General features: G+C 69.3%; 15 protein-coding genes. 10 read left to right on the top strand and 5 right to left on the bottom strand.

Annotation, left to right across the window (positions count from 1 at the left end; genetic code table 11):
• From O3W51_RS43510 to O3W51_RS49150, 3 genes are all read left to right on the top strand, one after another.
• On the top strand, positions 1 to 698 hold a 698-nt coding region (locus tag O3W51_RS43510; protein ID WP_269289306.1), incomplete at its 5' end, for an ATP-binding cassette domain-containing protein.
• Entirely contained in the window at positions 695 to 1,705 is a 1,011-nt protein-coding gene (locus tag O3W51_RS43515; RefSeq protein WP_138354432.1) for an ABC transporter permease, read from the top strand. The genes O3W51_RS43510 and O3W51_RS43515, both read left to right, overlap by 4 nt.
• A 513-nt stretch (positions 1,706 to 2,218) precedes the next feature.
• Positions 2,219 to 2,593, top strand: coding sequence for a transposase (locus tag O3W51_RS49150; RefSeq protein ID WP_443048402.1), 375 nt, complete (start codon positions 2,219 to 2,221; stop codon positions 2,591 to 2,593).
• Here O3W51_RS49150 and O3W51_RS43525 read toward each other — a convergent pair.
• The 5 genes from O3W51_RS43525 to O3W51_RS43545 all read right to left on the bottom strand — a co-directional run bounded on the left by O3W51_RS43525 (position 2,559) and on the right by O3W51_RS43545 (position 9,480).
• Entirely contained in the window at positions 2,559 to 2,897 is a 339-nt protein-coding gene (locus O3W51_RS43525; protein ID WP_331284149.1) for a hypothetical protein, read from the bottom strand. The two genes, O3W51_RS49150 and O3W51_RS43525, sit on opposite strands and share 35 nt — an antisense overlap.
• Before the next feature lie 124 nt (positions 2,898 to 3,021).
• Positions 3,022 to 3,830 (bottom strand): IS5 family transposase gene (locus tag O3W51_RS43530; protein ID WP_138354430.1). Its coding sequence is split into 2 segments (ribosomal slippage): positions 3,022 to 3,480 and positions 3,483 to 3,830, totalling 807 coding nucleotides; the frame shifts between segments, so codons are not numbered across the junction.
• 1,517 nt (positions 3,831 to 5,347) lie between these two features.
• Positions 5,348 to 6,403 carry a chitinase gene (locus tag O3W51_RS43535; protein WP_138354429.1) on the bottom strand — a complete coding sequence of 352 codons (1,056 nt, stop codon included), beginning with the start codon at positions 6,401 to 6,403 and terminating at the stop codon, positions 5,348 to 5,350.
• A 194-nt stretch (positions 6,404 to 6,597) separates the two neighbouring features.
• Positions 6,598 to 7,356 carry a DeoR/GlpR family DNA-binding transcription regulator gene (locus O3W51_RS43540; RefSeq protein ID WP_138354428.1) on the bottom strand — a complete coding sequence of 253 codons (759 nt, stop codon included), beginning with the start codon at positions 7,354 to 7,356 and terminating at the stop codon, positions 6,598 to 6,600.
• Positions 7,357 to 7,497: 141 nt separating this feature from the next.
• The gene (locus O3W51_RS43545; protein ID WP_187145155.1) at positions 7,498 to 9,480 is read right to left on the bottom strand and encodes an alpha-galactosidase; all 1,983 of its coding nucleotides are present in this window, start codon (positions 9,478 to 9,480) and stop codon (positions 7,498 to 7,500) included.
• Positions 9,481 to 9,851: 371 nt separating this feature from the next.
• Between O3W51_RS43545 and O3W51_RS43550 the strand changes: the two genes are divergently transcribed.
• The 7 genes from O3W51_RS43550 to O3W51_RS43580 all read left to right on the top strand — a co-directional run.
• Positions 9,852 to 10,829 carry an SIS domain-containing protein gene (locus tag O3W51_RS43550; RefSeq protein ID WP_138354426.1) on the top strand — a complete coding sequence of 326 codons (978 nt, stop codon included), beginning with the start codon at positions 9,852 to 9,854 and terminating at the stop codon, positions 10,827 to 10,829.
• The gene (locus O3W51_RS43555; protein ID WP_138354425.1) at positions 10,822 to 11,862 is read left to right on the top strand and encodes an ROK family protein; all 1,041 of its coding nucleotides are present in this window, start codon (positions 10,822 to 10,824) and stop codon (positions 11,860 to 11,862) included. Before O3W51_RS43550 ends, O3W51_RS43555 begins: the two co-directional genes overlap by 8 nt.
• Positions 11,859 to 12,794, top strand: coding sequence for a 1-phosphofructokinase family hexose kinase (locus tag O3W51_RS43560; RefSeq protein WP_138354424.1), 936 nt, complete (start codon positions 11,859 to 11,861; stop codon positions 12,792 to 12,794). Before O3W51_RS43555 ends, O3W51_RS43560 begins: the two co-directional genes overlap by 4 nt.
• Positions 12,772 to 13,611: a class II fructose-bisphosphate aldolase gene (locus O3W51_RS43565; protein WP_138354423.1), complete on the top strand. Its 840-nt coding sequence runs from the start codon at positions 12,772 to 12,774 to the stop codon at positions 13,609 to 13,611. The genes O3W51_RS43560 and O3W51_RS43565 overlap by 23 nt, the downstream gene beginning before the upstream one ends.
• A gap of 389 nt (positions 13,612 to 14,000) precedes the next feature.
• On the top strand, positions 14,001 to 16,355 hold the full coding sequence (locus O3W51_RS43570; RefSeq protein ID WP_232485112.1) for a chitobiase/beta-hexosaminidase C-terminal domain-containing protein: 2,355 nt from the start codon (positions 14,001 to 14,003) through the stop codon (positions 16,353 to 16,355).
• Positions 16,356 to 16,563: 208 nt separating this feature from the next.
• Positions 16,564 to 18,036 (top strand): hypothetical protein, encoded by a 1,473-nt coding sequence (locus tag O3W51_RS43575; RefSeq protein WP_138354422.1) that lies wholly within the window; start codon positions 16,564 to 16,566, stop codon positions 18,034 to 18,036.
• A gap of 62 nt (positions 18,037 to 18,098) precedes the next feature.
• Positions 18,099 to 19,139 (top strand): AAA family ATPase (locus tag O3W51_RS43580; RefSeq protein WP_269289315.1); only part of this gene is annotated, 1,041 nt, incomplete at its 3' end.

The following is a 19,139-nucleotide window of genomic DNA, read 5'->3' on the forward strand; positions in this document are numbered from 1 at the left end:
CCGGTGAGGTCGTGGGCATGGCGGGGCTCGTCGGCTCGGGGCGCACCGAAACCGTGCGCGCCCTGTTCGGCGCGGATCCGCGCCAGGGCGGAACCGTTCTGGTCAAGGGCCGGCCGGTCCGCATCGCCTCCCCCAAGCACGCGGTCCGGCATGGCATCAGCCTGCTGACCGAGGACCGCAAGAGTCAGGGTCTGGTCCTCGACATGCCCCTCGCCGCGAACATCACCCTGGCCGCCATCGGGAAGATCTCACGCGGTGGAGTCCTGCGGCGCGCCGAGGAGAACCGGCTGGCCCGCCAGGCGGTCGACCGGCTCGCGGTGCGCACCCCGGGGGTGCGCCATCCCGTCAGGACGCTGTCAGGCGGCAACCAACAAAAGGTTGTCCTGGGCCGCTGGCTGCTGGCCGGCGCCGATGTCCTGGTGGTCGACGAGCCCACGCGCGGCATCGATGTCGGTGCCCGCTACGAGATCCACCAGCAACTCGTCGACCTCGCGGCCGACGGCAAAGCGCTCCTGGTCGTCTCCTCCGACCTGCCGGAGCTCATGGGGATCTGTGACCGCATTCTCGTGTTCTCCCGAGGCCGCGTCGTCGGCGAAGTGCAGCGGAAGGACTTCGACAGCTCACAGATCCTCGCCCTGGCCTACTCCGGTTACACCTCCGCCGACTCTCCGGCACCCACGAACGGTGACACCCCATGACTTCCGTAACGCTCGGCCGCAAACCGCACCCGGCCTCCTCGCTGGCTCAGCAGGTGATGGGCGAGGCCGGTATCGGTATCGCCCTGCTCGCCCTGGTGGCCATCTTCACGCTGTCCGCACCGAAGTTCGCCACCTCAGACAACATCACGCACATCGCCACCGAGATCACCCTCAACACGATGCTCGCGGTCGGCATGACCTTCGTCATCCTCGTCGGCGGCATCGATCTGTCGGTCGGGTCGGTCATGGCACTGTCGGCCGTCGTCTCCGGCGACGTACTGACGGCCGGCGGACTGTCCACGTCCGCCGCGGTACTGCTCGCCGTGCTGGTCTCCGCGCTGGTGGGCATGGGCTGCGGGCTGGTCAACGGGCTGGTTTCGGAACGCTGGCGTGTGCCGTCCTTCATCGTCACCCTGGGCATGCTCAACGTGGCGCGGGGCGCGGCACTGCAGTACACCGACGCCAAGACGCTGTACGACTTCCCCGAGAGCTTCAACCGCTTCGGCACCTCGACGCTGCTGGGGATCCCCACTCTCTTCTGGATATCCCTGCTGATGGTCGCGGTCGGACATCTGGTACTCACCCGGACCGTCTTCGGCAGGCTCGTCTTCGCGATCGGCAGCAACGAGGAAGCAGTCCGGCTCTCCGGGCACCGCACCGGCGTGGTGAAGGTCGCCGCGTTCGTGATCGCGGGCTTCACCGTCGGCATCGCCGCCGTGACGTACATGGCCCGCCTCAACATCGCCAGCCCGATCCTGGGTAGCGGCTACGAGCTCAACGCGATCGCCGCCGTGGTGATTGGCGGCGCCTCGCTGTCCGGCGGCAAGGGCTCGATGGTCGGCACGCTGCTGGGCGCCTGTCTGCTGGGTGTACTGACCAATGGCTTGCTGCTGATGGGTGTATCGGACTTCCAGCGCCAGATGATCACCGGCGCGGTCATCATGGTCGCCGTGGTGGTCGACCACTACCGCGGCCGGCTCGCCTCCCGCCTCGTCGCACGGCCCTGAGTCCCGCCGCCGGCGGCCCATCGGCAGGCGCGGCGCCGGAGGGCCACCGCCGCGCGTCAGGACGTCGAGGCCCCACCGATCCGCGCGGCAGCCGTTGAGGATCTTGCAAAGCCGGTGGCCGATCTTGAGGCAGTGCAAGTTGGCTAGGTGATACCCCGACCGACCACCCGGGCCGGTCGAAGCCGTCGCCCGGCAGCAGCACCAACGAGGTCTGAGAGGTCGTAACACGATCTTGTTGAGATGCCCTGGTCGGGCGTAACCGGTAAGATGATTCGGCCGTTCGTGATGGTGTGATTACTCGGCCGTGAATCGTGGATGACGACTTGTGGGCACTGATCGAGCCGTTGCTGCCGCCCTGGCCCGAGCGGTCCCCAGGGCGGCAGCAACGGCCGGTGGCAGACAGGCTCCGTCTGCAGGGCATTCTGTAGGTCCTCTACAACGATATTGCCTGGCAACTGCTGCCGCTGGAGCTGGGGTTCGGTTCCGGGCAGACCTGCTCGGGCCGCCTGGACGGTGGGAGCAGGCCGGCGTCTTCGACCAGCTGCACCGCATCCTGCTCTCCGAGTTGAACGTGGTCGGCGGACTCAACTGGTCACGGGCACGCGTGGACGGCTCCCACATCCGCGCGAAAGAGGTTTTGCCGACACCGGTCCGTCCCCTGTCGACCGGCGCAAGACGGGCAGCAAGCACCACTTGATCTGCGACGGACGCGGCACCCTGCTCAAGGTCATCACCACCGCGGCCAACGTCAACGACGTCACGCAGAGCCCCGCCCTGGTCGACGGTATCGCGCCGGTAGCGGGTCGCCCGGCAGGGCTGATTCAAAGTCCAGGTGATCATGTGGCAATGCTGGTCAGGCAAGCCCGAGCAGGTCGAGCGAGCGGGTGAACGGCGTGTAGGAGACCTCCCGCAGTCCGGCGGCGATACTGTGGTGGCCGGCGTCCCAAAGGGTGTTGATCGCGAAGTTCCGCAGCGTGGCCATGTTCTCCGGTCCGTGTCCGGTCCGGACCTTGGAGGCGTCCTCGGCGAACGTCACGTCTCTGACGTGGTGGACGGCCTCGATGCCCCACTGCGACCTGGCGAGACGGCCGATGAGCTGCGGCGATGCCTCACGCGCGGTCATGTCAGTGATGGCGTGGACGGTCTGTCGGGTGACCTTGCGGGTCTTGACGTCGGTGCGATGCCGCAGGATCTTCGCCGCCTGGACGACGTGGGGGACTCCAGGCCGAGGCCGGTGACCGTGAGCGTGCGTACCGAGCGGGTCTCGCGCCGCCCGTGCCCGGCAGCATCAAGATCAATGAGGCTACGAAGTCGTTTCATTTGGTGAGTCGGCGGTGGTTGATGAGGCTGGTGGCGATGGCAGTGAACGCCAGGAAGTGCTCGGGCTTGCGTTCGTAGCGTCGGTGGAGGCGACGACATCCGCCGAGCCAGGACATGGTGCGCTCGACCACCCAGCGGTGTTGGCCCAGGCGTTGTGAGTTCTCAACGCCGCGCCGGGCGATGCGAGGAATGATGTTCTGCTCGCGGAGCCATCGACGCAGGTAGGGATAGTCGTAGCCCTTGTCGCCGCGGAGCTTTGCCGGGCGGCGACGCCGCGGACCGCGAGGGCTGCGGACGGGCGGGATCCCCATGACCAGCGGTTGCAGGGCCAGGCTGTCGTGGGTATTGGCGGCCGAGATGGCGACAGAGACGGGCAGGTCGGCACGATCGACGACGAGATGGATTTTCGATCCCAACTTGCCGCGATCGGTCGGATTCGGTCCGGTCAGCTGCCCCCTTTGAGGGCGCGGACACTTACGGAGTCAACGGCGAATCGTGACCAGTCCAAACCCCCCTGAGCACCGAGTTCATCGAGGATGACGCGGTGCAGGCGGGCCCAGACACGCAGCTGGGTCCACCGCGCAAAACGTCGGTAGACGGTGGGCCAGGCCGGCCCGAACACCGGCGGTAACTGCCGCCAGGAGCATCCAGACGTGGCCACGAACACGATCGCGGTCAGGCATTCACGGTCGCCGGCCCGCCGACGGCCCCCGCCCTGCGGACGCACCACCACCGTCTCCGGCACCACCCGCCGAAACAACTCCCACAACTCATCCGAGACCAGATGCTCAGCAAGACTCGTCATACCAACACAATGACAACCCCCGCCAAAGGAAACGTCGTCTTATTACTCACGGCAGCTCTTTATGGAGGCGAGGGGACCTGGCTAACGGGCTGCGGCCGAGCTGGCCGGTCCTCACCACCCGGCCCGATTACGTGACTGCATTCAGACGGGCTTCTGAAACACCGCGACGCCGGGCAAGTCACCGCGCGAACCCGCCGCGGAACGCGGCAGAAAGCGGCCATCCCCGTGCGGGTTCCCCACCAGGGGCGTCCAGGATTCTGCGAACTCGCGTGCTTTGAACCTGTCAACCATCAAGGTCTCCCCGCGCGAGCGGGGGTAGTTCGAGGATGACCTAGCCAACGCCATGAACCAACCGGTAACTACCATGCCCGCGCAGCCAGCAAGCTGTCTGCCCCAGCGTCGAGCTGCTGCAGACACGTACGATGCCGTTCGTTCCAGGCCGAGCACCGATGCACGAACCCCAGCCCAGATGCAGCCTCGACCACTGCGCAGAGCCCCAAGAATGGCCACCGACCCTGGGACTCTTCTGGGACTTCCGGCCGCATCAACGGGCATTACCGTGAAACAACCGAAAGACCATATTCGCTGGTCGGCGCCCAGCAGCCTGCCATTCCGGCAGGTCACGGACTCGCGTGGTCCCTTCCGCGACATCTGACTGGGCGAATGCGGACACCTCCTCTGAGCGCTTACGCAAAGCGAATCGGCACGACCCACACCTGCACCGCCAGACGGGACAGGCGATGCTCCTACGGCAGTACCTCTTGGGGAGAATTTGGGGAGTGCGAGCGCCTCTGGGGAGCGCGTGGGGAGTATCAACTGCACAACCGGGCACGAGTCTGAAAGAAAGACGGATCCGCCCAGGCCAGAGCCCCGTTCAGCGACATCACTCCAGGTCAAAGCCGTCAGCTGGACAACTTCACGACGTACGCGCCGAGGTCGTCGGCCTCTCCCCTCCGGCGCGGATCCGCCCTCGCGCCGGGGCACATAGCGGATTTCCGTTACTTCATTCAGATTCCCAGGACGTCCGACTCATTAGCCGGCGCGGCTGGCTCGCGGGACGGCGGACAAGTGTCGTCATCAGCCCTGTGGGGTTCGTCGCACATAGACAGCCACGAAGGTTTCCGAGGGGCGAGTCGCGCCTACGCCGACAATGATGTTTTCCGTAGCACTGCGAGAGCGCTGGCAGCTCCACAGGTCAGTGATCCTGCCTGGCAAAGCCGAGAGGCACAGCGCAGAGAACCTCGGAGTGGAGACGAAAATATATGGGTTCGGGCCCGTCCGGCTGGGTCTACCTCGTCTGCAGTGAACGACGCCTGCGGCCCGGCACGGGGCCTCGCAGCCGTCCCAGCACGATCCCAGCACGGTAGAGATGATCAAGGGTGATGACAGGTGTCGAAGGGTGAGTTATCCCAGCACCATCCCAGCACGGGAAAAACCAGGGGCCCGGCTTCGAAAAACCGGACCCCTCTTGACCTGCACGTTTGCCAGGTCATCGTCGCAATGCTATGAAGCCCGATTCAGCGCCCCTGGAGGGCCTTGACGTTGTTCCCGAAGGTCCATCCCTTCGAGCCGTCCCAGTTGATGGACCAGGTCATGAGCCCCTTGAGGCCGCCGCTGTACTTGTTCCAGGCCTGGGACACCAGGTTCGGTGCCATGTACCCGCCCCCGGCGCCCGGTTGGGCGGGCAGTCCCGGGACCTGCTTGTCGTAGGGGACCTTGATGGTGGTGCCCTGGACGACGAGTCCCTTGTTCAGGCAGTCGGTCTGCGCGGTGAACCCCGCGACCGTGCCGGCGGAGTAGGAGTCGCCGGAGCACCCGTACATGCTGCCGTTGTAGTACTGCATGTTCAGCCACCACAGCCGGCCGTTGTCCGCGTACTTCTTGACGATGGGCAGGTACGCGCCCCAGATCGAGCCGTAGGCCACGCTGCCGCCGGTGACGTAGGCGGTCTCGGGCGCCATGGTCAGACCGAAGTTCGAGGGCATCTGGGCGAGGACGCCGTCGATGATGCGCACGAGGTTGGCCTGCGAGGCGGACAGCTTGGTGATGGTGCCGCTGCCGATGAGACCGGTCTCGATGTCGATGTCGATGCCGTCGAAGTTGTACGCCTTGAGGATCGGCACCACGGTCGCGATGAACCGGTCCGCGACAGCGGTGGAGTTGAGGTCGATCCCTGCCGCCGCACCGCCGATGGACATCAGGATCGTCTGACCGGCTGCCTTGGCCTGGCACATCTCGGCCGGGGTCGGCACCTTCACGGTCGAGTCCATCCCGTCCTGCCACAGGACGGTGCCGTCCGAGTGGATGACGGGGAACGCCGCGTTGATGACGTTGTAGCCGTGATCATGGATGCGGGCGTCGGTGATCGGGATCCAGCCGAGCGGGGGGTGCACACCGTTCGCGGCGCCGTCCCAGTTCTCCCAGTACCCCTGGAGTACCTTGCCCGCCGGCTTCGACTTGACCGCGCACACGGTGGCCTGGGGTGCGGCGCTCGGCGCCGCGGCGACGAGCATCTGGACGGCGAAGGCCGTCGCCAGGCCGACTCCCAGCAGACGTGATGTCCGACCGATCATGTTTCGCTCCGTCTCTCCATGAACACCATCACCGGGTCCACATGGCGTCCACGGGCGCAGGACAGTGGGTGAGTTGGCAGAAGGCACAGGACTCGTCGCGAGCGTCGCCCACGGTAGATTGGTCCAGACCTACCGTCAATAGGTCTGGACCAACTTCAGGCGGCTACCTGATCCTTGAGTGCCGCTACCCCACGTCAGACCCGCAGCACCCGGACGCCGCACTCGACGATGGCCTGCTCCCGCGCTTCGTCGAGGCTGTCGTCGGTGACGAGATCGTCGATGTCGGCGAGCGGGCAGATCTCCGCGAAGGTCACCCGGCCGATCTTGGTGCTGTCCGCGACGACCACGGAGCGCGCACTGTTGCGCAGGAAGGCCCGGTCGGTGTGGGCCTCCATCTCGTCGTGCGTGGTGCAGCCCTCGCTCGCGGTCAGGCCGTCCACCCCGATGAAGGCGATGTCCAGGTTGTACTGGGCGAGCATCCGCTCGGCCGCCGGTCCGACCAGTTCGTAGCTGGCCGTCCGGGCGTTCCCGCCGACGACCACGAGACGGATCTCGGACCGGGCGATCAGGTCGGCGGCGATGTTGACCGCGTTGGTGACGACGGTGATACCGCTGCGGTCGGCCAGCGCCCGGGCGATCTCGGTGACCGTGGTGCCCCCGGTCATCCCCACCACCGCTCCGTCCGGGACCAGACGGGCCGCGGCGAGCGCGATCCGCCGCTTCTCGTCCTGCTGGCGTCCCGCCCGGTGGCGCAGCGGCAGTTCCAGGTTGAACGTGCCGGTCACCGCGCCACCGCGGGTGCGGTGCAGCAGCCCCTGCTCGTGCAGCGTCTGCAGATCGCGCCGGACCGTCGCCCCTGACACTCCGAGCAGCTCGGTGAGCACATGGACGTCGGCACTGCCCTCCTTGGAAACGTGATCAAGGATCCGGGCGATTCTGTCAACTTTGAGCATGGGGGGAGTCTAGCTCCAGGTCAGAGCAGTGAGGTGAGCATTCCCGCCGCCGGCGGGACAGCCGGGAGAGCACACGACAGAAGGGGTCCGCGGCGTTGGACATCGCCGCGGACCCCGTGGGCCGGACCGGTCGCCGTCAGGTCAGGCGGCGGGTGGAGCGTTGAAGGGAGCCGCCCAGGTCTGGTTGGTCTGGAGCGAGCCGGGTGCGGTTCCGCAGGTGTACAGGTCGACGGGCGTGCCGCTCGTGGTCGTCGCCCCGCCATAGCTGTCGAGGCACTTGGTGGTGCCGCTGAGCTTGAGGTTTCCGTCCCGGTTGTACGTCCAGGTCTGGTAGCCGGCGGCGGACCCGCACGGGGCGACGCCCGCCCACTGACCGGACTTCCCGTTGATCGCCCCGGTGGTCGTACCGCTCTGTGCGGTCAGACAGAGGTTCGTGGTGCCGGACTGCAGCAGCTGGACCGTGCCGTCGGAGTTGCGCCGCCACTGCTGGTTGGAGCCACCGGTGCAGGGATAGAGGTCGACCGGGTTGTTGGTGGCGGTGCCGGATCGGTAGTTGTCGAGGCACAGCGACGCTTTGCCCCAGTTGTCGCGTGAAGCGGTGATCTGTCCGCTCGGGGTGAAGCTGCCGCAGCCGGCGTGCGGAGTGATCTTGAGCATCGCGTTGTCGTGCGCGCCGAGCGTGAGCGGCACCGACCCGGTCGACGTGCTGCTGCTGTGTGCCCACAGGTCGCGGACGTCGTAGCCGCAGCCCGCGGCGCTGAAGCCGAGACCGGCGAGGGAGAGCGAGTAGTTGGTGGCCGCGGAGCCCTTGTTGAGCACGACGACGGCCTTGCTGCCGTCGGCGAGGGGCTTGAGGACGACGTCGTCACCGGTCGTGGCGGCCGGGGAGCCGTCCGCGTCGGCCCCACCGCCGGAGACGCGGTAGCCGCCGGCGCCCAGCGGGTCCTGGTCCACCGCGATCACTTCGGAGTTGCCCAGGATCGCGACGGACGCGTTCAGGTGCACCGCTTCCGCCGGGTGGGCGGCGATGTACGACGGCTGGAACTTACGGGCATCGGTGCTGATCACCAGGGGTGCGGCCAGTGCGGAGAACAGTGCCATCTGGCTGCGTTCCTCGGCGGTGGTCATACCGTTGTCGCCGATCAGCAGCATGTCGGCGTCGTTCCAGTTGCCCGGCCCCTGGTAGCGGCTGAGCTCCAGAGTGTTGTCGAAGCTCTGGTACGCACCGAAGTTGTAGCCGGCCAGCGGCACGTTCCACGGATTCTTGCCGTCGCCGTAGTTCCAGATGTCCGGGCCCACCCGCCAGAGCTGGCCGAGCCCGCGCACCCAGTTCATCGCGGCGAACTTCGTGGAGCCGTTGCCGTAGCCGGCCGGGGCGGAGATGTTGAACGTGATGTTGGGCGTGGCACCGCTGCCGGCCGCGGAGGTGACCGCGGTCCGCAGGTCGTTGGACATGCGGGTGTCGAGCGTCTGCACCGGCTCCTCGTCGCCGCAGTTGTCGTACTTGAGCTGGTCGACGCCCCACGAGACGAAGGAGTCGGCGTCCTTCTGCTCGTAGTACTCGCTGCCGTTGGGCAGGTTGGGTGCGGTCGGCGTGGCGGTGCTGCAGGTGTGCGTGCCGGAGGTCTCGTAGATGCCGAACTTCGCGCCAAGGCTGTGCAGGTAGTCGCCGTAGGCCGTCAGTTCGTAGTCGAAGCCGGGCTGCTTCGCGGGGTTGCGGACGTCGGTGGCGCCGCCCCAGTTGAGCCCGCCGTGCAGATAGCCGGAGCTGTTGCGGTACATCCAGCAGTCGTCGACGGTGATCGTCCGATAGCCCTTGGCGATCAGACCGGTGTCGGCCAGCCCTTTGGCGTTGTCCTTCATGTACTGCTGGAAGGAGTAGTCCAGCCGGTTGGAGCCGTCCAGCGGCGCCTGGGGCGCGCACGTCGAACGGGACCAGTTGTTGAAGCCCATCGGCGGGAGGGCGGCGATGGGCGTGCTGGGCGTCGCCGCGGACGAGTAGTTCGCCGCCGGCTGGCTCACGCCGTCGTTCGCGGCGGCCGGGCCGGTGCCCAGCAGACAGCCGGCGGGTATCAGGGCGGCGCTCAGGACCACGGTGAGCGGCCTGCGGAGTCTGGTTGCCACGGTGGGTGGCTCCTTCGGGGTGGGGGGTCGCCGTACGGCACGGGGGCGGGGCGCTACGAGCGATTGACATAATCTGCTCAGACTCGCTGGCGAGTCAACAACTGTGCGCATGCGAATCAGGCTCACCGTGCAAGCCGCAGACACGGGCGACTACCGGCTTCACGCCGCCCAACCTGGCCAGTAAGCGCTCTCCACCTGCCGATTCGCAACATTCGAGTAACGGCGGCTGGACCTGGGCGCCCAGCTCGTGAATACTCCGCAAGACCAGCAGAGTCGCTCATATTTGCTCGAACAAGGCATGATTGAATCAGTTTCGATCACCCCTCCCCCGAGTGCAGTGCCGTCGTCACCAACTCTGAAGGAAGCGTCGTATGCCCAGCGCCACCCCCTCCCGTACCTCCGTCGAGATAGCCACCCAGCCCGCCTGCTGGCGGCAGGCGGCCCGATCGCTCCCGGCCCATGCCGCCGCACTCCCCCGCCGGGGCGAGCGCGTGGCGGTCGTCGGCTGCGGCACCTCCTGGTTCATGGCGCAGTCCTACGCGGAGCTGCGCGAGAGCGGTGGCCACGGCGAGACCGACGCCTTCGCCGCCTCGGAATTCCCGGCCGGGCGCCGCTACGACCGGATCCTCGCGATCACCCGTTCCGGCACCACGACCGAGGTGCTGGACCTGCTCGGCCGGGCGCGAGCCGCGGGCGTGCCCACGACCGCGATCACCGCAGACCCCGCGACTCCCGTGATGACCGCGGCCGACGCCCTGGTGGTCCTGGACTTCGCCGATGAGGAATCGGTCGTACAGACCCGGTTCGCCACCACCGTGCTCGCCCTGCTCCGCGCCCATCTGGAGGCCGAGGGCGCGCTGCCGCCAGGGGTGCGCTCCGTCGCCGAGGCCGCCCAGGACGCCGAGCGAGCCGTCTCCGAGGAACTGGCCGCCGAGGTGTGCGGCGCCGAGCAGTTCACCTTCCTCGGGAGTGGCTGGACCTACGGTCTGGCGCTGGAGGCGGGGCTGAAGATGCGCGAGGCCGCGGGCGCGTGGACCGAGGCGTACCCCGCCATGGAGTACCGGCACGGCCCGATCAGCATCACCGGACCCGGGCGCGTGACGTGGATGTTCGGCTCGCTGCCGCAAGGGCTCGAGGACGATGTCGCCCGGGTCGGCGGCACGCTCGTCGCCCACTCCCAGACCCAGACCCAGACCCAGCACGGGGCCAGGGCCGGGGATCTCGACCCGCTGGCCGACCTCGTGCGCGCCCAGCGGCTGGCGGTCACCATCGCCGAGGCCCGCGGCTACGACCCGGACCGGCCGCGCAACCTCACCCGCTCCGTCGTTCTGGAGGGCCGCCATGCGTGAGGGACAGGACGCCGGCGAGTGCGTGATCGCGCTGGACGTCGGCGGCACCGGTATCAAGGGCGCGCTTCTCGACCGGGAACTGCTGCTGGCCACCGTGCGCCGGCCGACCCCCCGGGCAGCGGGACCGGAAGCGGTGGTGGACGTCATCACCGAGACGCTCCGGGCGCTCGCCCGGCAGGCCCGTGACGAGGGACTGCGGGTCCGCAGGGTCGGCGTGGTGGTCCCCGGCCACGTCGACGAGGACCTCTCGCACGCCGTCTACTCGGCCAACATCGGCTGGCGCGACCTCCCGCTCGCGAACCTTCTCGAACGCCGCACGGGGCTCCCCGTGACGCTCGGGCACGACGTCCGGGCCGGGGGGCTCGCCGAATGCGTCCTGGGGGCGGCCCGCGGCGCCCGCGATGTGCTCTTCGTGGCCATCGGCACCGGCATCGCCGCCGCCGTCATCAGCGACGGGCGGCCCGTCCGGGCCGGCGGTCACGCGGGCGAACTCGGCCATGTGGTCGTCGATCCCGACGGCGCCAAGTGCCAGTGCGGCGGCCGCGGTTGCCTGGAGACGGTGGCCTCGGCGGTCGCGATCAAGGCGGCCTTCACCGCACGGACCGGCCGTACCCTCCAGGGCGCCGACGAGGTGGCGGCGCTCGTGGCGCAGGGCGACGCCGACGCCGTGGCGGTCTGGGACCGCGCGGTCGACGCGCTCGCGTCGACCCTGGCGACCGCGTCCTCGCTGCTCGGCCCCGAACTCGTCGTCCTCGGCGGCGGCCTCGCCCAGGCGGGCGACACCCTCCTGAAGCCGGTCCGTGCCCGGCTGGCCCAGCGGCTGACGTTCCAGCGCCGGCCGGCCGTCGTGCGGGCGGCCCTGGGCGACATGGCCGGCTGCCTGGGCGCCGGACTGTACGCGTGGCAGGCCGTGGACGCCGCGACGCGCGGCACCAGCACCAGCACCGGCACCGGCACCGGCGCCGGCACCGGAGACGGGGAGTTCGCCATGCGCGGCGCCACCGCCGGTTCCGCGGGGGTCGGGTCACGGTGATCCTGACCGTCACGCTCAACGCGGCCCTCGACGTCACGTACTTCGTCGACAGCCTCGTGCCCCGCACCTCGCACCGGGTCGACACCGTGCACGAGCGCGCCGGCGGCAAGGGCGTCAACGTCGCCCGGGTGCTCGCCACGCTGGGCTGGCCGGCGGTCGTGACCGGACTGTGCGGCGGTGACACCGGCGTCCGGCTGCGCGGTGAACTGCGGGCGGCCGGACTGCGGGACGAACTGGTGCCCGTGGCGGGCGAGTCACGGCGCACCGTGACGGTCGTCTCCCGCGAGGACGGTGATGCCACCGTGTTCAACCAGACCGGGCCGTCCGTGACGACCGGCGAGTGGGAGGCCTTCACCGCGCGGTACACACGACTCCTTCGCGACGCCGATGTGGTGGTGCTCTCCGGCAGCCTTCCGCCGGGCCTGCCCGCCGACGCGTACGCACACCTCGTCACCCTCGCCCGCGACAAGGGCGTCGCCACGGTCCTGGACACGAGCGGCCCCGCACTGCGCGCCGCGCTGGCCGCCGGCCCCGACGTGGTCAAACCCAACACCGATGAACTCGCCGCCGTCACCGGCCGTGAGGACGTCGCGGCCGCGGCTGCCGGACTGCGGGCGATGGGCGCCCGTACCGTCGTGGCCTCCCGCGGTCCCGACGGGCTGCACGCGATCACCCCGCAGGGCTCCTGGCGTGCGACGCCGCCCGAGCGGCTGACCGGCAACCCGACGGGGGCGGGCGACGCATGCGTCGCGGCGCTCGCGGCCGGGCTCGCCACCGGGGCACCGTGGCCCGCCGTCCTGTGCGAGGCCGTCGCCCTGTCGGCCGCAGCCGTCCTGCGTCCCACGGCGGGCGACTTCGACGCCGACGCCTACCGCCGTTTCCGTACCGCCGTTCCTGTGGAGGAAGTCCATGCCGCTCGCACCCACCCATGAGATCGCCGACGACGCGGCCGGAAGGGTCGCGGGCGTGGGCGCGTTCAACGTCGTCCAGTTGGAGCACGCCCAGGCCATCGTCGCGGGCGCCGAGGCGGCCGGGCGTCCGGTGATCCTGCAGATCAGCGAGAACACCGCCCGCTACCACGGTGCCCTCGAACCGATCGCCCTCGCCTCGCTGGCCATCGCGCGGGCCGCGAGCGTCCCCGTGGCCGTCCATCTCGACCACGCGGAATCGGCGGGCCTGGTGCGGGAGGCGGTGGAACTCGGCTTCACCTCCGTCATGTTCGACGGAGCCAAGCTCCCCTACGCCGACAACGTCGCCGCCACCCGGGAGATCACGGCGCACTGCCACAGCCGGAAGGTGTGGGTCGAGGCCGAGCTCGGCGAGGTCGGCGGCAAGGACGGCGCGCATGCCCCGGGCGTCCGCACCGATCCTGACGAGGCGCGGGACTTCGTCGCCGCCACCGGAGTCGACGCGCTCGCCGTGGCGGTGGGCAGCTCCCATGCGATGCACACCCGCGACGCCGTCCTCGACTTCGAGCTGATCACCCGGCTGCGCGACGCCGTCAGCGTCCCGCTCGTCCTGCACGGCTCGTCCGGAGTCGGCGACGCGGACCTCATCCGGGCGGTGGCGGCGGGCATGACGAAGGTCAATATCTCCACCCACCTCAACAAGACGTTCACCCGGGCGGTCCGGACGTACCTCGACGCCGATCCCGGTGTCTCCGACACCCGCAAGTACCTCGGCCCGGCCCGCGACGCGGTCGCGGTGGAGGTGGCACGCCTGCTGCGAGTTCTGGCCGGCGGGTCCTGAGCTCTCTCGAACCGACCGTCGGGTCCTCATCCCCCTCGGCCCCACCGGCGGATCCTGATCCGCCTCGAACCGACCGGTGGGTCCTGAGCTCCCTCGCCCGACCCGTGAAGTGATGACGCCCGCGGCCGAACATTGGCCCACCTCGCCGGAGTTGGCGTTCAAGAGTTGAATTCTGCGCATCGTCTTGACGGCTCGCCGCTGCCACTTAACACTGCCTAAACAGATCCAGTGTCTCGGCGATCCGTAGATTGAGAGCGTTTTCAATAGCTTGAATCAAAGGCTAATTGGTCTCACGTAACTCTAATCCGCAGTTTCGAGACCATCTTCACCTTTCTTCCGCGCCGACTCGGTGTTCACTTCACGAAACCAGGCGAAAGGACCCCCCACCCATGCGCAGCACCGCCCTTCCCGGCCGCATGCGTCCGCCACCACGTCTCCACCAGCGCAGCGTCGCTTTCCTGAGTGCGCTCGTGCTCGTGCTGACCGGGCTGCTCGGCCTCAGCCAGCTCGCCGGTCCCGCCTCGGCTGCCGCGGCCGACTACACCCAGAGCGTCACGCAACTGAACGCGACGCAGGCGCAGATCTCCTTCACACCCACCACGGCCGCGCTCTACGTCGATGTGCACTACCTCGTCAACAGCGCCGGCCAGCAGAACGTCCGTATGGCCAACAGCGCGGGCACCTGGACCCAGACCGTGAGCTCACTCACCAACGGGTCGGTCCTGGAGTACTGGTTCACCTACGAGAAGAGCGGGCCGCAGTACGACACGCCCCACTTCACGTACACCCAGGGCGGTGGCGGCACCGGCTCGGTGGCCACACCGACCTTCAATCCGGCGGGCGGCAGCTACACGTCGGCCCAGAGCGTGACGGTCGCGGACGCGACCGCCGGCGCGAGCATCCACTACACCCGTGACGGCTCCACCCCCACCGCCGCGTCCACGCTGTACAGCGCGCCGATCAGTGTCACGGCCACCACCACCGTCAAGGCCATCGCCGTCAAGTCCGGCCTCACCGACTCGGCCGTGGCCAGCGCGACCTACACGATCGGCGCATCGGCCGGCTGCCCCACGCAGTCGGACACGCCGAACTTCGGCCCGAACGTCCACATCTACGACCCGAGCATGTCCAGCGCCACCATCCAGGCGCAGCTCGACGCGCAGTTCGCCCAGATGAAGGACACCAACACCGCGCAGTTCAGCTCGAACCGCGTGGCACAGCTCTTCAAGCCGGGCACGTACGCCGTCAACGACAACGTCGGCTTCTACACCTCGGTGGCCGGTCTCGGGCAGAACCCGGACGACGTGACGATCAACGGTCACGTCACCGTGGACGCCTTCAACGCCTCCGACGCGGGCAATGCGACGCAGAACTTCTGGCGTTCGGCCGAGAACCTGGCGATCAACCCGGTCGGCGGCAACCGCTGGGCCGTCGCCCAGGCCGCCCCGTTCCGCCGCATCGACGTCCACGGCGATCTGCAGCTCTACCCGGCCAGCTACGGCTGGGCGAGCGGCGGCTATGTCGCCGACACCAAGGTCAGCGGCCAGGCCGCGTCCATCTCGCAGCAGCAGTGGTACACCCGGGACAGCAACCTGGGCAGCTGGGCCGGCGGCGTGTGGAACATGGTCTTCTCCGGCACCACCGGCGCTCCGGCGAACACCTTCCCCAACCCGCCCGAGACGACGCTGGCCACCACCCCCGTCTCCCGTGACGTGCCGTACCTGTACGTCGACGGCACCGGCAAGTACCGGGTGTTCCTCCCGTCGCTGCGGACCAACGCCTCCGGCGCGAGCTGGGCGAACGGCAGCACTCCCGGCACCTCGCAGCCGATGAGCCAGTTCTACGTGGTCAAGGCGGGCGACACCGCCGCGACCATCAACAACGCGCTCTCGCAGGGCTGCAACCTGTTCGTCACCCCGGGCGTCTACCACCTGAACCAGACGCTCAACATCAACCGTGCCAACACCGTCGTCCTCGGCATCGGCTACCCGACCTTCGTTCCGGACAACGGCGTCGACGCGATCCAGGTCGCCGACGTGGACGGTGTCCGGCTCAAGGGCCTGCTGATCGACGCCGGCACCACCAACTCGGCGGCGCTGCTGACCGTCGGGCCGGCCGGATCGTCCGCCAACCACGCGGGCAACCCGACGACCATCCAGGACGTGTTCTTCCGGATCGGCGGCCAGATCGCCGGCAAGGCCACGACCAGCCTGATCGTCAACAGCAACAACACGATCATCGACCACATCTGGGCCTGGCGGGCCGACCACGGCAACGCCGGCACCATCGGCTGGACGACCAACACGGCGGACACCGGCGTGATCGTCAACGGTGGCAGCGTCCTGGCGACCGGACTGTTCGTCGAGCACTACCAGAAGCACGAGGTCATCTGGAACGGCCAGAACGGCAAGACGATCTTCTTCCAGAACGAGATGCCGTACGACGTGCCGAACCAGGGCGCGTGGATGAGCGCGGCGGGAGTCAACGGGTACGCCGCGTACAAGGTGGGTGCGGGTGTCACCACGCACGAGGCGTGGGGACTCGGCAGCTACTGCTACTTCAACGTCAATCCGGCGGTGAACAGCTACCACGCCTTCGAGGTTCCCAACACCCCGGGCGTGCGGTTCCATGACGCGCTGACCGTGTCGCTCGGCGGCGTGGGCACCATCACCCATGTCATCAACGACACAGGGGCGTTGACCGCCTCGAACACCACTCCCAGCAACGTGGTCGCCTACCCATGACCCGGTGGCGGTGACCTGACGTGAACGCCGGCCTCGGGGCCCCTCGCGGATGCGCGAGGGGCGCCGGGGCCGCTGTCACATCAGCCGACCGCGCGTCGGCCCGGACCGGAAGGAGCTGGCAGATCGTCGTCAGGAGCGCTACGATCACCGCGATGATGACTCACTCTGTTCACAGATTGGGGGACCCGTCCGCGCAAGGTGAGTGCTGATGCTCACTGAGACCGCGAACAGGGATTCCCGCCTTTCCTTCTGGCTGCGCGTGCGTGAGTTCGCCGTGCCGCCGTCCATGATCGAGACTGCGACCGCCCGCCGCCGTGCCGGGGACTGGGCAGGGGCCTGCGCTGCCGCAGGCATCGACGTCGATCTCCGTCTGCGTTCCGTGGCACGTACGTACGGCCACGCCATCGCGTCCCAACTCCGGGCCGACCTCCGCCATCTGGTGCCCGACCTGCTGCGCTGGCACATGCCGCGCATCGCTCCCAACGGGCTGCTGCGCCCGGGCCTGACCATGGCCCTGGCTCGGTACGACGACGCGGGGCGTGACGGCGCAAGGCCGCTGCACCTCGTGGCCCGGACTCCGCCGGCCTGGGCGGACGCGGGTCAGCGGATCAGCCTCGCGCTGTGGGACGGAACCCACTCCGAGGCCGGCACCGCCCGCCATCCGCATCCCCATCCCAACCGGCGGTTCCGCCTCGATCTGCACCGCCACCTGTGGGACGCGCGCAGGACCGGTGAACTGTGGATCCGGTCCGGGGCCGATCGGTGGACCGCCGACGGCCACCCCGCGCCCGAACCCGCCGTGATGGACGCGGAGTTGACCGGCGTTGAGCAGCCGGGAACTCAGCTCCTGGGGACCGAGCTGCTGTCGGTAGTACCACCGGGGCGCCACTGCGCTGTTGACCGGTGGGCTGCCGAGGCCGGCATCCTGCTCCACGCCGAGCGGCGGCCGACCGGTCCCGTCGCCGTGCGGTTCGGGGCCCGGCATCGGCTGGTCCTGGACCTCGTCGCCGACAGGGACGGAGGCGGGCCACCCACGCTGCGGATCGCGGCGGCGACCATGGATGGCGGGGATCCCGCGCTGCCGGTCCTGCCCGACGCGGCGGCCTGGGTGCCACCCGACCTGGAACTGATCCGCACCGGTTCGATCGACGTCGACCGGCTGCATCCGCTGGTCGCCTCGGCGCTGGTACCGGATCATGCGCCGGCCGGTCCGTCCCCGTCTCCGCACCGGCCAGGACAGCCGCGCCTCGTGCAGTGCCGGGGAGCTCAGCACCGGATCGCCCTGGTCGACGGGGTACTGGCCCCACTGGACCACGACCCGGCAGAGATCCGGCGGGAGGAACTGCTGGTCGCTCTGACCGGCACTCCGCTTCCCTGTCTGCAGGCCATCGATGCGGCGCACCGCCGTCCTGACTGCCTCACCGGAGTCCGCGAACGCCTGGACCACGGCGACACCGCCGGTGCGCTGGCCGTCGTCGAGGGCCTGTTGGGCCCCGACGCGCTGCTACGCGCCGGTGCGCTGCGCGACGAACTGGAGACGGCGGCGCAGCGGCGGATCACCTACGGGCTGTACCGGTCGGGGTTGATCGGCCCCGGACCCGGCCGCATCCCCCCGAATTCCCCGGATCGTCTGCGTCCCCGCGACAGCCGCTCCCACCCGCGCCACATGACGCTCCGCTGACCTCGGGGATCGCCCTCCCCTGCCCCCCGCTCGACCCCTCACGAACCCAAAGGTGATCAAACATGCCCACATGCACTCCGTTCGCTGCCCCCGACACCCTTTCCGACCCGGTTCGCGCCCCCCAACTCGATGTCGCCGGCGACCTGCTGACGTTGCTGCGCAACGCGACGACCGAACCGCGCCCCGACAACCAACTGGAGGCCCTGACCCTTGCTGTCGCCGCCGACCTGCCCGTCCTCCTGTGGGGCGAGCCGGGTATCGGCAAGACCGCGGCTCTCACGCAGCTCGCCGCGGCTCTGGACCTGCCACTGACCACGGTGATCGCCAGCGTGCACGAGCCGTCGGACTTCTCCGGCCTGCCGGTCATCGGAGACGATCCCGCGGAGCAGGGGGTCCCGATGGCCCCGCCGGACTGGGCCGTGCGGCTGGTACGGGCCGGTCGGGGGCTGCTGTTCCTGGACGAACTGTCCACCGCGCCGCCGGCCGTCCAGGCCGCGCTGCTCCGCCTGGTGCTGGAACGGCGGATCGGCTCCCTGCAACTGCCTCCCGGGGTCCGGATCGTGGCCGCCGCCAACCCGCGCTCCTCGGCCGCGGACGGCTGGGAGCTGAGCCCGCCGCTGGCCAACCGTTTCGTCCACCTTCAGTGGACGCACGACCACGAGGTCGTGGTGCGCGGCCTGGGCGGGACCTGGCCCCGGGCGACCCTGCCGCTGCTCGACCCGGACAGGCTGCCGGTGGCGGTGGACTTCGCCCGTCGCGCGGTGTGCGGGCTGCTGTCCGTCCGCCCCGCGCTCGTGCACCGGCTGCCCAGCAGTGAGACGCGCCGCGGCGGTGCCTGGCCGTCTCCCCGGAGCTGGGAGATGACGCTGTGCCTCATCGCCTTCGCGACCGCGGCCGGCTCCTCCCGGGAGGTGCTCTCCCTGCTGGTCAGAGGCACCGTGGGAGACGGTCCGGGGCTGGAGCTGCTGGCGAGCCTGGACCGGATGGACCTCCCGGACCCCGAGACGCTGCTCGCCGACCCCGCGAGTGCCGTGCTGCCCGAGCGGGGGGATCTGCGTCAGGCCGTGCTCGACGGTGTGGTGGACGCGGTCCGCTTCCGGGGG

The sequence above is a fragment of the Streptomyces sp. H39-C1 genome (assembly GCF_027158125.1).
In the GTDB taxonomy this organism is placed as follows: Bacteria; Actinomycetota; Actinomycetes; order Streptomycetales; family Streptomycetaceae; genus Actinacidiphila; species Actinacidiphila fildesensis.

Bases quoted from the DNA above. Each gene is read 5' to 3' on its own strand.
- O3W51_RS43515 (WP_138354432.1), top strand. From the start codon at position 695: ATGACTTCCGTAACGCTCGGCCGCAAACCGCACCCGGCCTCCTCGCTG.
- O3W51_RS43535 (WP_138354429.1), bottom strand. From the start codon at position 6,403: ATGATCGGTCGGACATCACGTCTGCTGGGAGTCGGCCTGGCGACGGCC.
- O3W51_RS43540 (WP_138354428.1), bottom strand. From the start codon at position 7,356: ATGCTCAAAGTTGACAGAATCGCCCGGATCCTTGATCACGTTTCCAAG.
- O3W51_RS43550 (WP_138354426.1), top strand. From the start codon at position 9,852: ATGCCCAGCGCCACCCCCTCCCGTACCTCCGTCGAGATAGCCACCCAG.
- O3W51_RS43555 (WP_138354425.1), top strand. From the start codon at position 10,822: ATGCGTGAGGGACAGGACGCCGGCGAGTGCGTGATCGCGCTGGACGTC.
- O3W51_RS43565 (WP_138354423.1), top strand. From the start codon at position 12,772: ATGCCGCTCGCACCCACCCATGAGATCGCCGACGACGCGGCCGGAAGG.
- O3W51_RS43570 (WP_232485112.1), top strand. From the start codon at position 14,001: ATGCGCAGCACCGCCCTTCCCGGCCGCATGCGTCCGCCACCACGTCTC.
- O3W51_RS43575 (WP_138354422.1), top strand. From the start codon at position 16,564: ATGCTCACTGAGACCGCGAACAGGGATTCCCGCCTTTCCTTCTGGCTG.